This is a genomic window from Bradyrhizobium sp. 141 (assembly GCF_023074055.1).
GTDB lineage: Bacteria > Pseudomonadota > Alphaproteobacteria > Rhizobiales > Xanthobacteraceae > Bradyrhizobium.
Genome location: NZ_JADPKR010000002.1, coordinates 62,058 through 78,254 on the forward strand (window position 1 = coordinate 62,058; position 16,197 = coordinate 78,254).

Here is a 16,197-nt window from a genome sequence, read left to right on the forward strand (position 1 = left end):
GGGAATCATTCCTCGCGGTACCAGTCGAACAGATTGTCGGTCTCGTTGGCCCAGCCGGAGATGACCGGCCGCAGCGTGTTCGAGGCCGCCTCCACCTTGAGCCGGTGCTGCGCCGGAATGAACACGGTGTCCTGGAACAGCAGGTCGTTTGCCTTGACGTAGAGCGCGGCGCGCTTGACCGGATCCATCTCGCCGTCAGCCGCGTCGATCGTCGCGTCATACTCCTTGTTGACGTAGCGGGGGAAGTTGGTGCCCTGCCACTTGTTCTCCTTCGTCGCCACGTTGCTCGAATGATAGCGGCGCATGTGCTGGGCCGGATCCGGCTGGCTCATCGGGATCTGGAACATCTCGATGTCGGCATAGAACTTCGCATAGGTGTCGGGATTGGCGACGTCCGACGAGAAGAACACCGATGCCACGACCGACTTCAGCTCGACGTCGATGCCGGCCTTCTGACAGGCCTGCTTGACGATCGCCTGGGTCTTCTGGCGCGGGCCGTTGATCGCGGTTTGGTACAGGAGCTTCAGCTTCTTGCCGTCCTTCTCGCGGATGCCGTCCGCACCGGGCTTCCAGCCGGCATCGTCGAGGATCTTCGAGGCCTTCTCGACGCTGAATTCCCACGAGGTGTTCTTGGAGACGAACTTTTCGGGGCCGTTGAGGAAGTTCGCGGTGGTGCGGCCGGCACGGCCGTAGATGGCCTTCTTGATGGAATCGCGATCGACCAGCAACGACATCGCCTTGCGCACGGCAGGGTCGGAGAAGAGCGGATGCTTGGTCTTCATCGAGGAGCGTTCGCCGTCGACCTCGGTGTTTGGATCGGTGAAATTGAGCGCGATGAACTCGGTATCGCCGCCCACGGCATAGATGGTCTTGCCCTTGCCGCCCTTCTCCAGGCGCAGCAGGACGTCGTCCTCGACCTGGATGTTCCAGCCGAAATCATACTCGCCGGTCTGAATCACCGCGCGTGCGGCCGAGACCGCGTCGCCTCCGCCCTTCATCTCGAGCGTGTCGAAATAGGGTCGGTTCGGCATGTGATAGTCTTTGTTGATCTCGCCGCGGATCAGGTCGCCGGGCTTGAACTCGAGGAATTTGTAGGGGCCGGTGCCGACCGGCGCGAGATTGTTCGGCGCTTCGCGGGACTTGGAGCCCTTGTACTCGGCGAACAGATGCTTGGGCAGAATCTGTCCGGTTGCACCGACGAAGGCGTCGGCCCAGAACGGCGTCGGCTTCTTGAAGGTGAGGCGGACCGTGAGGTCATCTACCTTCTCGACCGTGATGTCGCGGTAGGTTGCGACAGTGACGGCGGCGGTCGCCGGATCCCTGATGTAATCCCAGGTAAAGACGACGTCGTCGGCCGTAAACGGCTTGCCGTCATGCCACTTCACGCCGGGCTTCAGCTTCCACGTCACCGACTTGCCGTCGGCGGCAAGCAGGCCGTTCTGGGTCGAGGGAATTTCCGACGCCAGAACCAGCTTCATATTGCCGTCCGGATCCCAGCAGGCGAGCGGTTCGTAGAACAGGCGCGAGCCGTCCTGGTCCTTGGTGCCGGTGGCGAAGTGCGGATTGAGCAAGGTCGGTCCCTGCCACCACAACAGCTTCAGCGCACCGCCGCCGCCACGCTTGGTCGGCTTGTAGGTCGAGGCGCCCTCGGCCATGGCGACGCCGCCGAGCGCGAGGATCTGGTTGGCCAGGGGTGCGGTGAGACCGACGGCAGCCAGACGCTTGATGAAGGCGCGGCGATCCATCCGCCCATCCTTCACTTTGCCGATCATCGAACGCAGTTCTTTATCCAGCATGGTTGTCCCCCGTCTGGTTCCCATAGTGATGAGGGCGGCCGCGAAACGTGGCTGCCCATTTGGCTGGCAGTAGATGGCACACCGAATGGGGGGCGCGTCAACTGCGACCGTGTGTATGCAAACGGTCTTCTGGCCGTCTGTTGGGCAAAACTGCGTTCTGCAGCCCATCCGTTCGGCAATCCAGCATCAAAACATGCTGGATTGCACGCTGCAGTGCGAAAAATTTGTTCGCCGGATCAGACGAAGTATCGAGGCGAAATTCTACGCGACGGACATGTCGAGCGGCGGCCCAACATGATCCGGCAGCGGACAGACATAGGGCGTCTTGGCCGTCCGCTTTTTCAGGTCGGCCTTGGCTGCCTTGATCAGCGCCGGATCCGTCAGTGCCTTAATGCCGAGACCGGCCATCGCCTTGGCCGCCTGCACCATGGCCTTGTGGGCATGCGGGCTCTTGCCCTGCGCCACCACCTGCCAGGTGTGGAAGGGCGTGCCGATTGCAACCGTGGGTGCGTGAACCTGCACGGTCGGCACCACCCAGCTGACGTCGCCGACGTCGGTCGAGCCGACCAGTGGATTGCGCTTGGCATCGAGCGGCACCAGGAAGTCGGCCAGCGGCCGGTCGGTCTGCTCCATGCCGATCGCGTAATAGACCGACGCGATGTCCTTGTCGCTCAGCGTCGCGCGGATCTGGCCGGCAAAGCTCTTGTCGGCTTCGTCGAAATGCGGCGGTCCGAGCTCTTCCATGACCCGGTGCAGCGCCTGCTCCAGCGGCGTGTTCGGGAGGATGTTGGAGACCGCGGAAATGATCTTCATCTCGACCTTGGTCTCGGTCATCAGCGCCGCGCCCTCAGCGATCTTGCTCACGCGTCCGACCAATTCGTTCATGCCGGGAAGATCGCGGGCACGGATCGAATAGCGCACCCGTGCATGGGCCTGGACCACGTTGGGCGCGATGCCGCCGGTGTCGAGCAGCGCGTAATGCACGCGCGCGTCGCTCGGCATGTGCTCGCGCATGTAGTTCACGCCGACATTCATCAATTCCACCGCATCGAGCGCGGAACGGCCGAGATGCGGGGAGGCCGCGGCATGCGAGGTTCGGCCAGTGAAGATGAAGTCCGCACGCGTGTTGGCGAGCGACGGCGTCACCGCGACCTCCCAGAAGCTGTGCGGATGCCAGGTGATGGCGATGTCGGCGTCCTCGAACGCGCCGGACCGCACCATGAAGGCCTTTGCCGCGCCGCCTTCTTCGGCCGGGCAGCCGTAGTAGCGCACGCGACCGGGCACCTTGTTTTCGGCGAGCCAGTCCTTCACCGCGGTCGCGGCGAGCAGCGCGGCGGAACCGAGCAGATTGTGACCGCAGCCGTGGCCGTGCCCGCCGGCTTCGACTGGACGATGCTCGGCGACACCCGCTTCCTGGCTGAGGCCCGGCAGCGCGTCGTATTCCCCCATGAAGGCGATGACCGGACCGCCCTCGCCCCACTCGCCCATCACCGCGGTCGGAATGCCGGCGACGTTCTCTGTGATGCGGAAACCCTGATGACGCAGCTCGGCGAGATGTTCGGCGGCGGACCGCGCCTCGGTGTAGCACACCTCGGGCATGCCCCAGACCTTGTCGCTGAGGTCGATGAAACGCGCCTTGATCGTGTCGACGCCACGCCAGATGTCGCTGCGGTTGTCCATGCTTCGATCCGTGATCCCTTGGTCAAACGAAGCGGCAATGGTTAGCAGCTTCGGCGAACCCCGCCTAGCAGCGGCGAGGACATCAGCCATGCGGCGCCGACAGGGTCTCAGGGCGCGGTCTAACGCAACACGGCACCCCGACTACATTCTCGGCCTTGATGGCGTGCAACGAGCACCCCCTTGAGAGATTGTAGACCGCCTGCGAAGAACGGTTCGCGAAGCCCGTCGCCGTGAACCTCGGTCCATTCCGGTATTCGTAATCCGTAAACGCGCGCAAGGTGCTCCGCCACTGCGGCCGCATAGGCGTCGTGCATCGCATCGATGGAAGCGAGTCGCTCTTCGATCGCCTACTGACGCACGTGCCCGACAATATCTTTCCAACTCCGGCTGCACCCAACAGCAGTCACGTGAAAGAAAGACCGCGCGGGCAATCGACATGATGGGTGGCCCACCTCGAAGGCGCCTCGACTGCGGCGTGGCCGCTCGGCAAGCGAGCGCCGGCGGATTGGAAAGTGAGACGGATTCAGGGCTTGTTCCTGCCTCTGTTCGTGCAGGCTGCGCCCCAATCCGGTGCGAATGATCTCGGCAAGCCTTTAAACTCGCCCGTCCGCAGCTTAGATTGCTCGTGCTTCGCGCGTCGTTCCGCTAGACACGGCGGAGCGATGCACTCAGCCAGGAGAACTCCATGCCCGCCCTGACCGAATGGAGAGTGCCGCCGGCCAATCAGCCGCGTGCGGGCGACTACGGTTTCGATCTCGACCGCGCGCTCGCATCCGTTGTCGGCCTGCATGCCATCATCCCGCCGGACGCCTTCAGCGCCGAGACGCTGGGCACCGAACGGGCCGGCAACGGGGTCGTGATCGACGACGGCCTCGTGCTCACGATAGGTTATCTCATTACTGAGGCGGAGTCGGTCTGGCTGCACCGCGCCGACGGACGCGTGGTGGAGGGTCATGCGCTCGGCTTCGATTCCGAGACCGGGTTCGGGCTGGTGCAGGCGCTCGGCCCGCTCGACGTCGAGCCGCTGCCGCTCGGCTCGTCGGCGGAAAGCCGGATCGGCGACCGCGTCGTGGTCGGCGGCGCCGGCGGCCGCACGCGCTCGGTCGCGAGCCAGATCGTGGCCAAGCAGGAATTCGCCGGTTACTGGGAATATCTGCTGGACGAAGCCGTCTTCACCCATCCCGCGCATCCGAACTGGGGCGGCACCGCGCTGCTTAACGAGCGCGGCGAGTTGATCGGCATCGGCTCGCTTCAGCTGGAGCGTGAACGCGACAGCAAGGCCGAGCACGTCAACATGATCGTGCCGATCGACCTGTTGAAGCCGATCCTGGACGATCTGCGCAAGTTCGGTCGCGTCAACAAGCCGGCGCGGCCCTGGCTCGGGCTCTACTCGACCGAGATCGACAACCGCGTGGTGGTGATCGGGATCTCCGCCAACGGTCCGGCGGCGCGCGCGGAGCTCAAGACCGACGACATCATCCTCGCCGTCGACGGCGACAAGGTCACGAGCCAGACCGCCTTCTACAAGAAGATGTGGTCGCTCGGCGCCGCCGGCGTCGACGTGCCGCTGACCGTGCATCACCAAGGCGTCACCTTCGACGTCACGGTGACATCGACCGACCGCTTCAAGCTCCTGAAGGCGCCGAAGCTGCATTGAAATCCACGCTGAAGGGATCCGCAATGACCGAGGCCGTGGTGGACGACATCGTGGCCGTGCTCCCACCACTGCTCAATGCGCTGGAAGCTCTTGGATTTTTCCAAAGGCAATTGCATCCGCCGGCCTTTGCTTCCGTCATGAACGCGATCGGCACGCCGGACGAGGCACTGCAGGCCGCGCGCACTGCGATCGGGGACTGGCCGGACCAGTTCGCCGGCTTGCGCGAGCGACTGGATCGCGCCTGCGACGAGACGCTCGCCGCCTTTGCCGGCATCCGCGAGGTCGAGCGCGGCAATGGCGATCTCGTCGCGGTCTTCCGCGCGCTGCGCCACCTGCCGCGCGCGCAGGAGGCGCTCTATCCGCTGGCGCTGCAATTTCCGCCCGTGAGCAGCTTCTTCCTCAACGCCGCCAATCGCGAAAATGCGGACCTGTTGTCGCGACTGGAAGTCGGTGCAAGCGAGCACACCGGCATCTTCCACGACCACAACGAACCCGGCAGCCGCGGCGGCTTCTCGGTCTATGTGCCCGAATATTACACGGCCGATCGCGCCATGCCGCTGGTGATGGCGCTGCATGGCGGCAGCGGCAACGGACGCGGCTTTCTGTGGAGCTGGCTGCGCGACGCCCGCAGTCTCGGCGCGATCCTGGTGGCGCCAACCGCGACCGGCCCGACCTGGGCACTGATGGGCGACGATGCCGATACGCCCAATCTACTGCGCATCCTCGAGACCGTGCGCGGCCGTTGGACCGTCGATGCCTCGCGCATGCTGCTGACCGGTATGAGCGACGGCGGCACCTTCTGCTACGTCACCGGTCTCGACGGCGCCTCGCCCTTCACCCATCTGGCGCCGGTGTCCGCAACCTTCCATCCGCTGATGGCGGAGATGGCAGACGCCACGCGCCTCCAGCGCTTGCCTGTCTTCATCACACACGGCAAGCTCGACTGGATGTTTCCCGTGCAGACCGCGCGCCAGACGCAGGCGGCGCTCGCAGCGGCCGGCGCCGATGTTACCTATCGCGAGATCGACGACCTCAGCCACACCTACCCGCGCGAGATCAACGCGGAGCTGCTGGCGTGGCTGAATGCGGGATGAACAACCCGTCCTTACCGGCGCCGCACTGCCACGGAACCATCAGTCCGGGCCGACGTTATTGCCGGTCACCGGAGGTTCGCCATGCAGACTTTTTTCGGAATGATCCTGGGCGCGCTGCTGCTTGCGGGCGGCGTCTACGTCTATGATTCCATGCAGACGTCATCGGTCGCCAATGGCGAGGTGGCGATCACCAATCGCACCATCGTGAACTGGGACGTGGCGAAGGCGGATTGGGATGCGCTGCGCGATCGCGCGCACAAGGACTGGGTCCGGATCTCGTCGAAGTAACGATGCCGTATCATGAACGAGGCGCCGTCGCGGATTCGCGGCGGCGCCTTTGTGTTGGCTACGATCAACGCTGCGCGTCAGTTCATCTTGGCCTTGCGGGCATCGGCGATGACCTGCTCGAACTCGGTCATGCTGAGCACGCCGGGTACGCGGTACTTGCCGACGATGAAGGATGGGGTGCCGCTGAAACCGAAGGCTTCAGCCTGCTCGTTGTTGCGCTTGAGCAGGGCGTCGATGTCGCTGCCATGGTCGGCAAGATCGCGTTTCAGGCGATCCATGTCGACGCCGGCGGCCGCGAGCAGCTCGTTGATACGCGGCTCGGTCAGGCGTGAGCTGACGCCCATCAAGGCGTCATGGGCCTGGTGGTACTTGTCCTGGAATTTCGCCGCGAGCGCGGTCCGCGCCGCCGTGACCGAGACCGGCCCGAGGATCGGCCAATCCTTCATCACCAGCCGCACCTTGCCGTCGTCCTGGACGACCTGGCGCAGCTCGGGCTCGAGCTTGCGGCAATAGGGGCAATTGTAGTCGGACCATTCGACGATGGTGACGTTGCCGTTGGGATTGCCGGCGACGGGCGTGTCGGGATCGCGCAGCACCTTGGCTTCGGTCAGCACCTCGTCATTATCGGCGGCTGCCCGCGCCGAGGTGATGCGGCCCGCCGCGAGGACGCCCGCCCCGATCAGCGTGAGCGCCGCGCGCCGCGTCGGCATCAAGCCCTTATTTCCGGATTCAGCCATATCTCGTCCCGTTTCGGTCCCATCTCCCCGAATACGGATCGGGACCGGGAATTGTTACGCTCATATAGAGCGTTGCGGGCACGATGTCATCGCGTGCTAGGCACGGGCAGCATCGCCATCAGCGTTCCGGTCATGGTGGCGATCAGCGTGGTCTTGCCTTCGTGCTCGGCAAAGGCCCTGGCTTCGCAGAAGGTCAGCGTGCGGCCGGGCTTGACCACCTCGGCCTTGAAGACGAAGCGTTCGCCGCGGGCGGGCGCAAGCAGCGTGGTCTTGAACTCGACGGTGAGGATGTCGGCCTCAGGTGGCATCAGAGTGAAGGCGGCGACACCGCAGGCATTGTCCAGGCCTGCCGTGATGATGCCCGCATGGACAAACCCGTTCTGTTGCGTGAAGGCCGGCGAATGCAGCATTGCCAATTCGACCGCGCCCGGCGAAAGGCGGACGATCACGATGCCGAGCGTGCGCATCGCCGGCTGACCGTCGAACAAGGCAATGGCAGCCGCGCGATAGCCCGGATTTTTCGGCTCGAACGCCGCCATGGCTCAGACCTCGGCCGGTTCGGCAAGATGCCTCAAGGCGGTTTGGCGGATGGCATCCGCGAACGGCGCCGACTTCCGCAGCCCACGATCCATGTGCACGCCGGTAATCTCGCAAGTCGCGGCGATTTCGCCGGTCTCGGCATTCCTCATCTCGTGCCTGAAGCGGATCGATTTGTCGCTGATCTCGAGCAGGTGACTGCGGATCTCGACGATGTCGCCGGCGAGCAGCTCGCGCTTGTAGGTGATGTTCTGCTGCACCGCCGCCATGCCGCGGCCGGAACTGCGCAAGTAACTGGGCGTCAGCCCAAGGCGGGCGAACAGATTCCAGTTGGCCTCGTCGAACTTGCCGACATACCACATGATGTTCATGTGGCCGACATGATCGCATTGCCACGGATAGACCGTGCCGCGATAGGTCGCCTCCTGCTCCATCGCAATTCCTCCTGCCCTGTTCTGCCTTTGGGGGCTTCTTGATACGGTAGCGTATCAGGGCTCCGTCGCGGTAGCAATACGGCACCGTATCAAGAATCGGCGAGGCTTCCTTCATGAGCGACGGCAAGGGCGATGTCTGGGTCGAGGCGGGATTTGCCGAGCTCGCCCGCTCGGGGGTCGAGGGTGTCAGGGTCGAGGTCCTCGCCAAGAGCCTCGGCGTCACCAAGGGCGGCTTCTACCGCCGCTTCGCCGACCGCGCCGCGCTGCTCGACGCCATGCTGCAACGCTGGCGCGAGGGGCGCGCAGCCTCGATCGCGCAGCAGACGCGCCTCGACGGTCAAGAGCCCCGCGAACGGCTGAAGGCGGTGATCCAGCTCTATTCGGAGCGGCTCAATCCGGAAGCCATGGCGATCGAGCTCGCGATCCGGCAATGGGCCCGCTCGGACGAGAGTGCCGCGGCGGCGGTGGCGGGCGTCGACGCCGCGCGGCTCAAGCACGTGGCCGAGCTCTATCGCGCGACCGGGCTTGCAGCCGAGGAGGCCGAGGCGCAGGCCTTCCTGTTCTACTGCTTCATCTTCGGCCAGAGCCTCTTGTTCGTCGAGCGCGGCCCGCGCAAGCGGGCGCAACTGGTGGCGAAATCGGCCGAAAAGCTGCTCGACTAGGCGAAAAGGCCGGAGCTTTGCTCCGGCCTTCGCATTGTCGCGTTAGATCGAAGCTCAGGCGGCGCCTTTCAGCTTCTTGGTACATTCGCTGTAATAGCCGCCGCCCTTCTGGATCCACTTCAGGCCGCCGTTGCCGTTGGTGGTCTTGTTGGCGTTGTACTGGTCGACGCAGGTGTGCAGGCGGGCCTTGCCGGCGGTCTCCTTGGCATATTTCGGATCGACCGCGTTCGGATATATCGCCGGTCCGGCCGGCAGCGTCGGCGCGGCGGCGGGCGCGGCCTCCTTCTTCGCCTGCTTCGGCTCGGCGGGAGCTGCGGGCGCGGCCGCAGCCGGCGCTGCAGCCGGAGTCGCATCCGCGCCGCACTGGGCCTTGCGGAAGTCATTCCACTTCGTGGTGCCGAGCGAGCCGTCCTTCTTGGCCGCCTGGTATTTCGCGCTGCACTCCTGCGACGTCAGCGCCTGCGCTGGCGCCGACACCGTGAGCGCAGCGAATCCCGACAAAGCAATCGCGCACAGCAATTTCGATTGGATGGTCATCCCTAGGTCTCCTCCTTGGACTTCCTCGACGGAAGTGAAACGAACAATACTATCCTAGCGTGCCGGCCGCTTGCGACAAGGATGCGATGCATTAGGCCGGCAAAATATAGTGATCGTGTCGTTCTCATCATTCATGTCGCGTTCAGCAACGCGAGCCGACGTTCGCAGCCCTTCGCAATTCTCGCAAGATGAGTGCAACATCATGACCCTCGCGTCCCGCCTCGCCGCAATCGCCCTCGCCTCCCTGCTCGCCAGCGGCGCCGCCTTCGCGCAGACCGCCGCGCCGGCAACCAAGCCCGATGCAGCCGCCATTGCCGACAGGAAGGCGCCGAAGGAGCGCTCGGCGGAATCGCTCGAATGCTCCAAGCAGGCGGACGCCAAGGGATTGAAGGGCAAGGAGCGCAAGAAATTCCGCCGCGAGTGCAAGAAGGAAGCGAGGGCAGGCACCGCGGCGCCCGCCGCGCCCGGCGCCCCCGCCGCCGACAAGAAATAAGTCTCTCGCGATCCTCCACGAGCCTCGGGAAGAGGCGCACGCATTGCGGCATGACGAGCCTGCAATTGTGCGCCTCTCGCTGATTTGCGATAAGGCGGCGTGAAGCAAATCACCGCCTCCCCGCCGTTCGAATGGCCCAGCCGTGCCAAGATCTTGAGCACGGCGGAGACGCTCGTCATCGGCACGGCCGGAGGCCTGGCGTTTCTGCTCGCCGGCCTTCCCGGCGGGCTGATCTCGGGCTCGATGATCGCGGTCGGGATCGCCGCAATCGCCGGCCGCCAATTGTCGCTGCCGCCGCTCCTGACCCAGACCGTGCTGGTGCTGCTCGGCATTTCGCTGGGCTCGGTGGTCTCGCGCCATCTGCTTCAACAGGTCGGCGCCTATCCCCTCACCATCGGGCTGCTTGCGCTCGCAACCTTCTGCTCGACCTTCGGCTCGAGCTATTACCTCCAGCGCGTCCATGGCTGGGACCGCACCTCGGCCTTCCTTGCCGGCAGCCCCGGCGCGCTGTCGCAGATCACGATCCTGGCGGTCGAGCGCGGCGCCGACCTGCCGGGCATCGCGGTGGTGCAGACCATGCGCGTCATCATCCTCACCGCAGCGCTGCCGATGGTGCTCGCGATTGCGGGCGTGGCGCCCTCTGCCGCGCCGTCGCTGACGACGACGATTGCCTCGCCGCTCGGCCTCGTGGAGCTGGTCGCGGCCTCGCTGGGCATGGCGCTGTTGCTGCGGCTGATCAAGTTTCCGGCGAGCTGGATGTTCGGCGCCATGATCGCCTCCAGCGTGCTGCATGGCGCCGGCTGGGTCGAGGGCGGCCTGCCCGACTGGGGACGCGGCGTGGCGCTGGTCGGGATCGGCGCGCTGATCGGCAGCCGTTTCGCGCGGATGCGGATCAAGACCCTCGCCGGCCACATCAACGCGGCACTGGGCTCGTTCACGGTCGCGATCGCCGTCTCCGCCATTTTCGTCGGCATCGTCGCGCTGACCACGCAGGTCAAATTCTCCGACGTCGTCGTCGCCTTCGCGCCGGGCGCGATGGACGCCATGCTGGCCCTGGCGCTGACGTTGCACATCGACCCGATCTTCGTCGGCGCTCACCATTTGTCGCGCTTCGTGTTCGTGACGATTGCGACGCCGGGCATCGTGCATCTGTTCGGACGCACGCAGGACGATGTCGATGATTGAAGGAGCGCGGCTCGCGTAACCGGCTCCGCTCTCGTAGGGTGGGCAAAGGCGCATGAGCGCCGTGCCCACCATGCGATGTCACTAAGAGTGGTGGGCACGCTGCGCTTTGCCCACCCTACGGCAGCTCACCCTGGCGCTTCGCCGTCCGCACAAATCCCCACGCCGCGATCGCAGCCATGAGCAGCGAGATCAGCCCGTTGTAGCCGGCGAGCGAGAGGCCGAGGAAGCGCCACTGCACCTCGTCGCAGCGCACCACCTTCACGGTGTCGAGCTTTGAAAAAAGATCGCCGGCGTTGCCGAGGTTGACGATAGGACCGGTGCAATCGGTCGGCCCCTTCCAGAACCCCCATTCGACGCCGGAATGATAGGCGCCGAGACCGGCATTGGCGAACGTCGCCAGCGCGAGGATCGCGAGCCCCGCCAGCAGCAGCGGCCGCGGCGCGCCGGCTCGTGCCGCAATCGCCGTGAGCGCACCGAGCGGAATCGCGAGGTAATAGGCGTAGCGCTGCTCCAGGCAGAGCGGACAGGGCAGGATCTCCAGCACGAGCTGGAAGAACCAGGCGCCCGCGATGGTCGCAGCCGCGATCAACGTCACGAGCAGCGAGGCCGTCAGCGCAGAGCCGCCGGCAGCCGGCTTGAACGCAGGTATCGCGGCACTCTGGGTCGTCACGGCAGCCTCTTTCCGATGGGTCGCGCCCTTAAGCCTCTAGCTCCGGTCCATGCGGCTGTCGAGAATGGGCGGGATCACTTTGGCGCGGGTTGACCCCGCATTGTCCATGGCTATAGTCCGCCGGCTTCGCGACGCTCCCCTCAAGGGCCGACCGAGGGCCCCTGTGGCGGAACTGGTAGACGCGCTCGACTCAAAATCGAGTTCCGCAAGGAGTGCTGGTTCGATTCCGGCCAGGGGCACCAGCCTTCGCTGCTTCGCAGCTACGGCCAGGCAAGCCAGGCGCAATTCCATCCATGCGAAGCGGCGAAGGCTGTCGCGCCGAAGCCTTGGCGAAGGCGGACTGTCTCAGCGGTCCCGCTCTCCCCTCCCCTAGCCATCCCCGTATCCCCCCTGTATAAACCGGTAGCTTCTTCCGTAACTCGAAGGAGCTCATATGAACGACCTGCACGCGTGGCTTTCGCAACAGCACCACGGTTTGCGGACCTTCCAGACCTTTCAGCAAAAGCTCGAGACGCTCGGCCGGCACGATCCTGCGCAGCGCGGGCTGTGCCGCCTGCTCAGCGGTGTCGTCGGCAGCTATGTCGAGGCCTTTGACGAAGCTCCGCTGCCGGTCGAGGTCGCCGATGGCGCCTATCATCGCCTGTTGAGCCTGGTCGAAAGCCTCGATCTGCACGGCGACGCCACTCGCCGCCTCACCGACATCAACCGCGTGGCGACCTGCGAATTGTGGCGCTGATCGGTAGGACGAGCGGGCACGTTTAAGGTTTCAAACAGCAAGACACGCCGCTACAGCCTCGCGGCGCCTGACGCCCGAGTCTTGTGCTTCTCTTGACGCCCCTTCCTTGGAAGGGCGCAGGGAAGGCCGGGCGCCGGCTGGCACCCGCGGTCCGCTGTGCGCAAATTGCGCGAAAACAAATGCACAGCGGCATACAGGGCAGCCCAGACATCCCGGCCTTTCCCTGCGCAGTGGTTTGACGGCTTATGGCGCGCTCTCCCCGGGGAGCGATGCACTATTGCCCCCGTCGCCTTGCGGATGGCTGATGCGCACGCCCGGTCGGGCAGCTACATCACCGCAAGCCTTGACGCACAGACCCCGGTCGTCAGGACGACACGCTTTTGCCGTACGCGGACCGCACCGGTCGTGTGCGCGCTGCTCAACCGCTCACGGGCAAGCCCGCCCTGCGATTGCTGGCGCGCCGATGCGCTCCACGTCCACCGCCACCCCGCCCGCGTATCGTGACGATCGCGAAACGCCCCTTTTCCATGGGCCGGGATGGCGAGGACATACGACATTTCCGAAATTCGGTCAAGCAGAATTTTGGGGCGGAGACTGTTGGCGTCCGGAGTTTGCTTACGACGGCAGGCGATCGCACCTGAGAGGATTGCCTTGCGGGCGTCTCGAAGGACGAGGCGCGCGGAGCCTGCCGCCCGCGGCTGTCTTAGCAAGCGAACCGCCGCGCCACGTTCGACTTCCCCGCGCCACTCCCTATATCCTGTGACAACCGATGGGATGCAGTGGACAGTTTGATGGCCAGGACACGCACGACAGACGCCGAGGACCTCCCCCGCTATTTCGTCTGGGTGCGAGGCCTCGAAGGCCCCGAGCCGCAGAAATGGACGGCCATGGATTTCGGCGTCGGCGACTGGAAGCGACCGCTCGTGCTGGCTTATCTGGAACTGCCGCAGGACGAACGGCGTTTGACGTTGTCGGCGCTGGCCCGGCGCTATCCGCCGCCGCGCGTTGATCTTTCGTGAGCCGGGCTAGGTGTGCGCTCCTAAACGTCGGGTCCGTAGAGCAAAGCGGAAGTCGCCCCACGTGATCAGGATCGGCAGCTTGTGCCCCTTAGCGGAAGTCACTTCACATTATTCGATGACCTCGTCGGCACGGGCGAGCAGCGGCTCGGCAAGCACGAGTCCAATGCCGTTGGCGGCCCTTTCTGGGTCGGCGCTTGATCTCCGCCAAAGTGGTCCACGGGCCGTGTTTCGGCAAATGTGCGCATGTGTCTGTAGTTCCTGACCTGTCGATGTGGTAGCCTTTGGTCGCAACTGAATGGGCATTCCGCGCGGAGGCTCCATGAGGCGGCGCGAATTCATCACCATACTCTGTTATGCGGCGACGGCGTGGCCACGCTCCGCGATTGGTCAAGCTGCGACCACGCGTCCTCTTATCGGATGGGTTTCAGGGGGCGGGCGGACCGCTTCCTGGACTTTCGTTGAAGCCTTCTTGGAAGGTATGCGCGACTTCAGCTACGTCGAGGGAAAACAATTCGACTTCACGCATCGTTTCGCCGACGGGTACGTGGAGGACTGCCCGTGCTTGCGGACGAGCTAGTCCGTCTCAACCCCCGCGTAATCGTTGCCCCTGGGAGTGGCCCTGCTGTTGCGGCGAGAAAAGCGACCGCGACAATCCCGATTGTCGCGCCAGCCCTCGGCGATGCCGTGCATCTGGGACTGATAGAAAGCGAGGAACGACCGGGAGGCAACGTCACGGGGATATCGCCGTATGTACCGGGACTGCCGGCTAAGCAGTTGGAGTTCGCGCGGGAAATCTTGCCCGGTGCCGGCAACATTGGGGTGCTAGCCAACTTGGTTGATCCGAAGGCACCACCTCAGTTGCAGGAGCTAAGGAATGCCGGCCAGAAAATGGGGATCATGGTAGTCGCGGCGGAAGCCGACACGCCGGGCGATCTCGACCATGCCATCCAATCGCTGGTCAGCCAGCGGGTTGACTTGATCATCGTACTGCAAACCTCGATGTTATTAAGCGAGCGAAAAAAAATTGCGGCATTGACAGCAGCGGCCCGGGTACCAACGATTTACGGATATCGCCAGCATGTCGAAAGCGGTGGGTTGATAAGCTATGGAGTAGACCTTCGCGCGTGCTTTACACGCGCCGCCTATTTCGTCGATAAAATCCTGCACGGTGTCCCGCCGGCCAATCTGCCGGTGGAGTTTCCAACCAAGCTGGAGATGGTGATCAACCTTCCTGTTGCGAAGGCGCTCGGCCTGACGATCCCTAACTCGGTGCTCATCCGAGCCGACACGCTGATCGAATGAGGCGAGGAAGATCAGAAGGCTGCAGCGCCGTGGATGAGTTTCGCTCTTGGTGGGCGGGGGATCACCTCACCGAGGCCTAACAATACCACCGATGCCTAACAATACCGCGAGGTCCAGAAGTGACACGCTTCCAGAATTCTTGTGGCTGGGAAATTGGCTGCGCCGCAAACCGACATAGGTGTGCCGCCGTACGAGTGCAGGGAAGCCAGCCGCCACTCCCGCTCAAGATGCCGTTAATTAGCGCGTTCGACCGGAAACTACTCGGCCCGGTCGTAGGTGGTGATAACTACAATGTCCTGGCCATCTACCGGGCTCTTGAACGGCTGCGTTGTCACCGTTAACTTATTTCCCGCCATCTCCGCCTGATACGTTCGGGTGGTGCCGACCCATGACTGAATCCAGGCGATATCTACGTTGTAGATGACCTTGCTGCCATCAGTTTTATAAGTTCCGCCCCACGCGTACATGCTCTTGAAAAGTTCGGCACGTTCCGCGTCCGTGGGCTCGACTTTCTCGATCTTTTTCCGATCTTGTGACACGGTGAAGGTAAGGAAATTGCCGCCCTTCGTGTAGTAGGCGTAACCCCGCGCGTGCTCGCCATACGGAGCGTGGTCGATCTTACCCGTCGCCACTTCCTTGCGAGCAAAGCTCGTCAGCTTCCACGTACCGACAATCGAGGACGCCAAATCCTCCCCCGCTGAGAGCTTCGGCATCGTCGTCAGAAGGAACGCAAAAGCTACTGCCGACATCAAAACGCTTTTCATAGTCTCCTCCCGAAGTGTTTGAAAGCGTACCAACACGCAACTTTGTCGCCGCCGACGAATTGTGCGGGTGCCAACGGACCCGTCAAGCGAAGGTATGTTCTATTTCAGAGTGCTTGCCGGCCGATGGCACCAACGCTGCCGCAAAAAACCGGGACTTCGGCGCGTCCCGCTAGCAAGTCGCAGGGAAACGATACCAATCTCTCGCGGCGCCCGAAAGGGGCCACGATGTCTGCTTGTGGCACCTTTGAGACATGCCCGCCTTCGTCGGCTTGGCGATCGGTATCTTCGCTGGCTCATGCGCCGCACGCTGCTATTTGGAAAGAAACCAAATGGCTGGTGCGCAAATCAAGCCAACAACAACCACCATCAGCGTGAGGCGGCCAAACTGACCCCAAGCGCCAAGTTCAGAGAACTCGCGGTTCGGCATTTTATCCAGCCAACGGCGGAAGCGAGCCAAGTGCGGCGCAAATCCACTGAGATCCAGCCATTCCAGCATTCGAACCTCGCTGCAGAGACATATTGGCAGAGGCGCGTTAATCGGAGCTTGAAGACACATTTAGAATTGAGCCTCGGTGTCTCCTTTTGGGCCCTTAGCCGAACAACGAG

Annotated in this window: 18 protein-coding genes and 1 tRNA gene; 10 read left to right on the forward strand and 9 right to left on the reverse strand. The window is 63.9% G+C overall.

Going from position 1 to position 16,197, the window contains the following annotated elements; translation table 11 throughout:
- Positions 1-5: 5 nt before the first annotated feature.
- The gene (locus tag IVA81_RS00300) at positions 6-1,796 is read right to left on the reverse strand and encodes a peptide ABC transporter substrate-binding protein (protein ID WP_247310558.1); all 1,791 of its coding nucleotides are present in this window, start codon (positions 1,794-1,796) and stop codon (positions 6-8) included.
- Positions 1,797-2,057: 261 nt separating this feature from the next.
- Complete coding sequence (locus tag IVA81_RS00305) at positions 2,058-3,476, reverse strand: M20 family metallopeptidase (RefSeq protein WP_247310561.1); 1,419 nt, start codon at positions 3,474-3,476, stop codon at positions 2,058-2,060.
- 685 nt (positions 3,477-4,161) lie between these two features.
- Between IVA81_RS00305 and IVA81_RS00310 the strand changes: the two genes are divergently transcribed.
- The 3 genes from IVA81_RS00310 to IVA81_RS00320 all read left to right on the forward strand — a co-directional run bounded on the left by IVA81_RS00310 (position 4,162) and on the right by IVA81_RS00320 (position 6,515).
- Positions 4,162-5,133, forward strand: a complete 972-nt coding sequence (locus IVA81_RS00310; protein ID WP_247310563.1) for a S1C family serine protease — start codon at positions 4,162-4,164, stop codon at positions 5,131-5,133.
- Between the two features lie 23 nt (positions 5,134-5,156).
- Complete coding sequence (locus tag IVA81_RS00315; RefSeq protein WP_247310566.1) at positions 5,157-6,227, forward strand: phospholipase; 1,071 nt, start codon at positions 5,157-5,159, stop codon at positions 6,225-6,227.
- Between the two features lie 81 nt (positions 6,228-6,308).
- Positions 6,309-6,515: a hypothetical protein gene (locus IVA81_RS00320; RefSeq protein ID WP_027573305.1), complete on the forward strand. Its 207-nt coding sequence runs from the start codon at positions 6,309-6,311 to the stop codon at positions 6,513-6,515.
- A 77-nt stretch (positions 6,516-6,592) separates the two neighbouring features.
- On the opposite strand, the gene IVA81_RS00325 is transcribed toward IVA81_RS00320, so the two are convergent.
- From IVA81_RS00325 to IVA81_RS00335, 3 genes are all read right to left on the reverse strand, one after another.
- A complete protein-coding gene (locus IVA81_RS00325; protein ID WP_247310567.1) occupies positions 6,593-7,252 on the reverse strand; it encodes a DsbA family protein in 660 nt (219 codons plus the stop codon).
- Positions 7,253-7,338: 86 nt separating this feature from the next.
- Positions 7,339-7,791: a PaaI family thioesterase gene (locus IVA81_RS00330; protein WP_247310570.1), complete on the reverse strand. Its 453-nt coding sequence runs from the start codon at positions 7,789-7,791 to the stop codon at positions 7,339-7,341.
- A gap of 3 nt (positions 7,792-7,794) precedes the next feature.
- On the reverse strand, positions 7,795-8,223 hold the full coding sequence (locus tag IVA81_RS00335; protein WP_247310572.1) for an acyl-CoA thioesterase: 429 nt from the start codon (positions 8,221-8,223) through the stop codon (positions 7,795-7,797).
- A 113-nt stretch (positions 8,224-8,336) separates the two neighbouring features.
- Here IVA81_RS00335 and IVA81_RS00340 point away from each other — a divergent pair, with 113 nt between their 5' ends.
- A complete protein-coding gene (locus IVA81_RS00340; protein ID WP_247310574.1) occupies positions 8,337-8,885 on the forward strand; it encodes a TetR/AcrR family transcriptional regulator in 549 nt (182 codons plus the stop codon).
- A gap of 54 nt (positions 8,886-8,939) precedes the next feature.
- On the opposite strand, the gene IVA81_RS00345 is transcribed toward IVA81_RS00340, so the two are convergent.
- Entirely contained in the window at positions 8,940-9,422 is a 483-nt protein-coding gene (locus IVA81_RS00345; protein WP_247310576.1) for a hypothetical protein, read from the reverse strand.
- Between the two features lie 202 nt (positions 9,423-9,624).
- Here IVA81_RS00345 and IVA81_RS00350 point away from each other — a divergent pair, with 202 nt between their 5' ends.
- Positions 9,625-9,915 (forward strand): PsiF family protein, encoded by a 291-nt coding sequence (locus tag IVA81_RS00350; protein WP_247310577.1) that lies wholly within the window; start codon positions 9,625-9,627, stop codon positions 9,913-9,915.
- 99 nt (positions 9,916-10,014) lie between these two features.
- A complete protein-coding gene (locus tag IVA81_RS00355) occupies positions 10,015-11,100 on the forward strand; it encodes an AbrB family transcriptional regulator (protein ID WP_247310579.1) in 1,086 nt (361 codons plus the stop codon).
- Positions 11,101-11,215: 115 nt separating this feature from the next.
- On the opposite strand, the gene IVA81_RS00360 is transcribed toward IVA81_RS00355, so the two are convergent.
- On the reverse strand, positions 11,216-11,770 hold the full coding sequence (locus IVA81_RS00360; protein WP_247310583.1) for a disulfide bond formation protein B: 555 nt from the start codon (positions 11,768-11,770) through the stop codon (positions 11,216-11,218).
- 157 nt (positions 11,771-11,927) lie between these two features.
- On the opposite strand from IVA81_RS00360, the gene IVA81_RS00365 reads away from it, so the two are divergent.
- From IVA81_RS00365 to IVA81_RS00380, 4 genes are all read left to right on the forward strand, one after another.
- A tRNA-Leu gene (locus IVA81_RS00365) sits at positions 11,928-12,012 on the forward strand.
- A 191-nt stretch (positions 12,013-12,203) separates the two neighbouring features.
- A complete protein-coding gene (locus IVA81_RS00370; protein ID WP_247310587.1) occupies positions 12,204-12,506 on the forward strand; it encodes a hypothetical protein in 303 nt (100 codons plus the stop codon).
- A 791-nt stretch (positions 12,507-13,297) separates the two neighbouring features.
- Complete coding sequence (locus IVA81_RS00375; protein WP_247310589.1) at positions 13,298-13,525, forward strand: hypothetical protein; 228 nt, start codon at positions 13,298-13,300, stop codon at positions 13,523-13,525.
- A 558-nt stretch (positions 13,526-14,083) separates the two neighbouring features.
- Positions 14,084-14,827, forward strand: a complete 744-nt coding sequence (locus tag IVA81_RS00380) for an ABC transporter substrate-binding protein (RefSeq protein ID WP_247310591.1) — start codon at positions 14,084-14,086, stop codon at positions 14,825-14,827.
- A gap of 257 nt (positions 14,828-15,084) precedes the next feature.
- Here IVA81_RS00380 and IVA81_RS00385 read toward each other — a convergent pair whose 3' ends face one another.
- Together IVA81_RS00385 and IVA81_RS00390 are read right to left on the reverse strand one after the other, a co-directional pair.
- Positions 15,085-15,591, reverse strand: coding sequence for a lipocalin-like domain-containing protein (locus IVA81_RS00385; protein WP_247310593.1), 507 nt, complete (start codon positions 15,589-15,591; stop codon positions 15,085-15,087).
- Between the two features lie 310 nt (positions 15,592-15,901).
- Positions 15,902-16,087, reverse strand: coding sequence for a hypothetical protein (locus tag IVA81_RS00390; protein WP_247310596.1), 186 nt, complete (start codon positions 16,085-16,087; stop codon positions 15,902-15,904).
- Between the last annotated feature and the right edge of the window lie 110 nt (positions 16,088-16,197).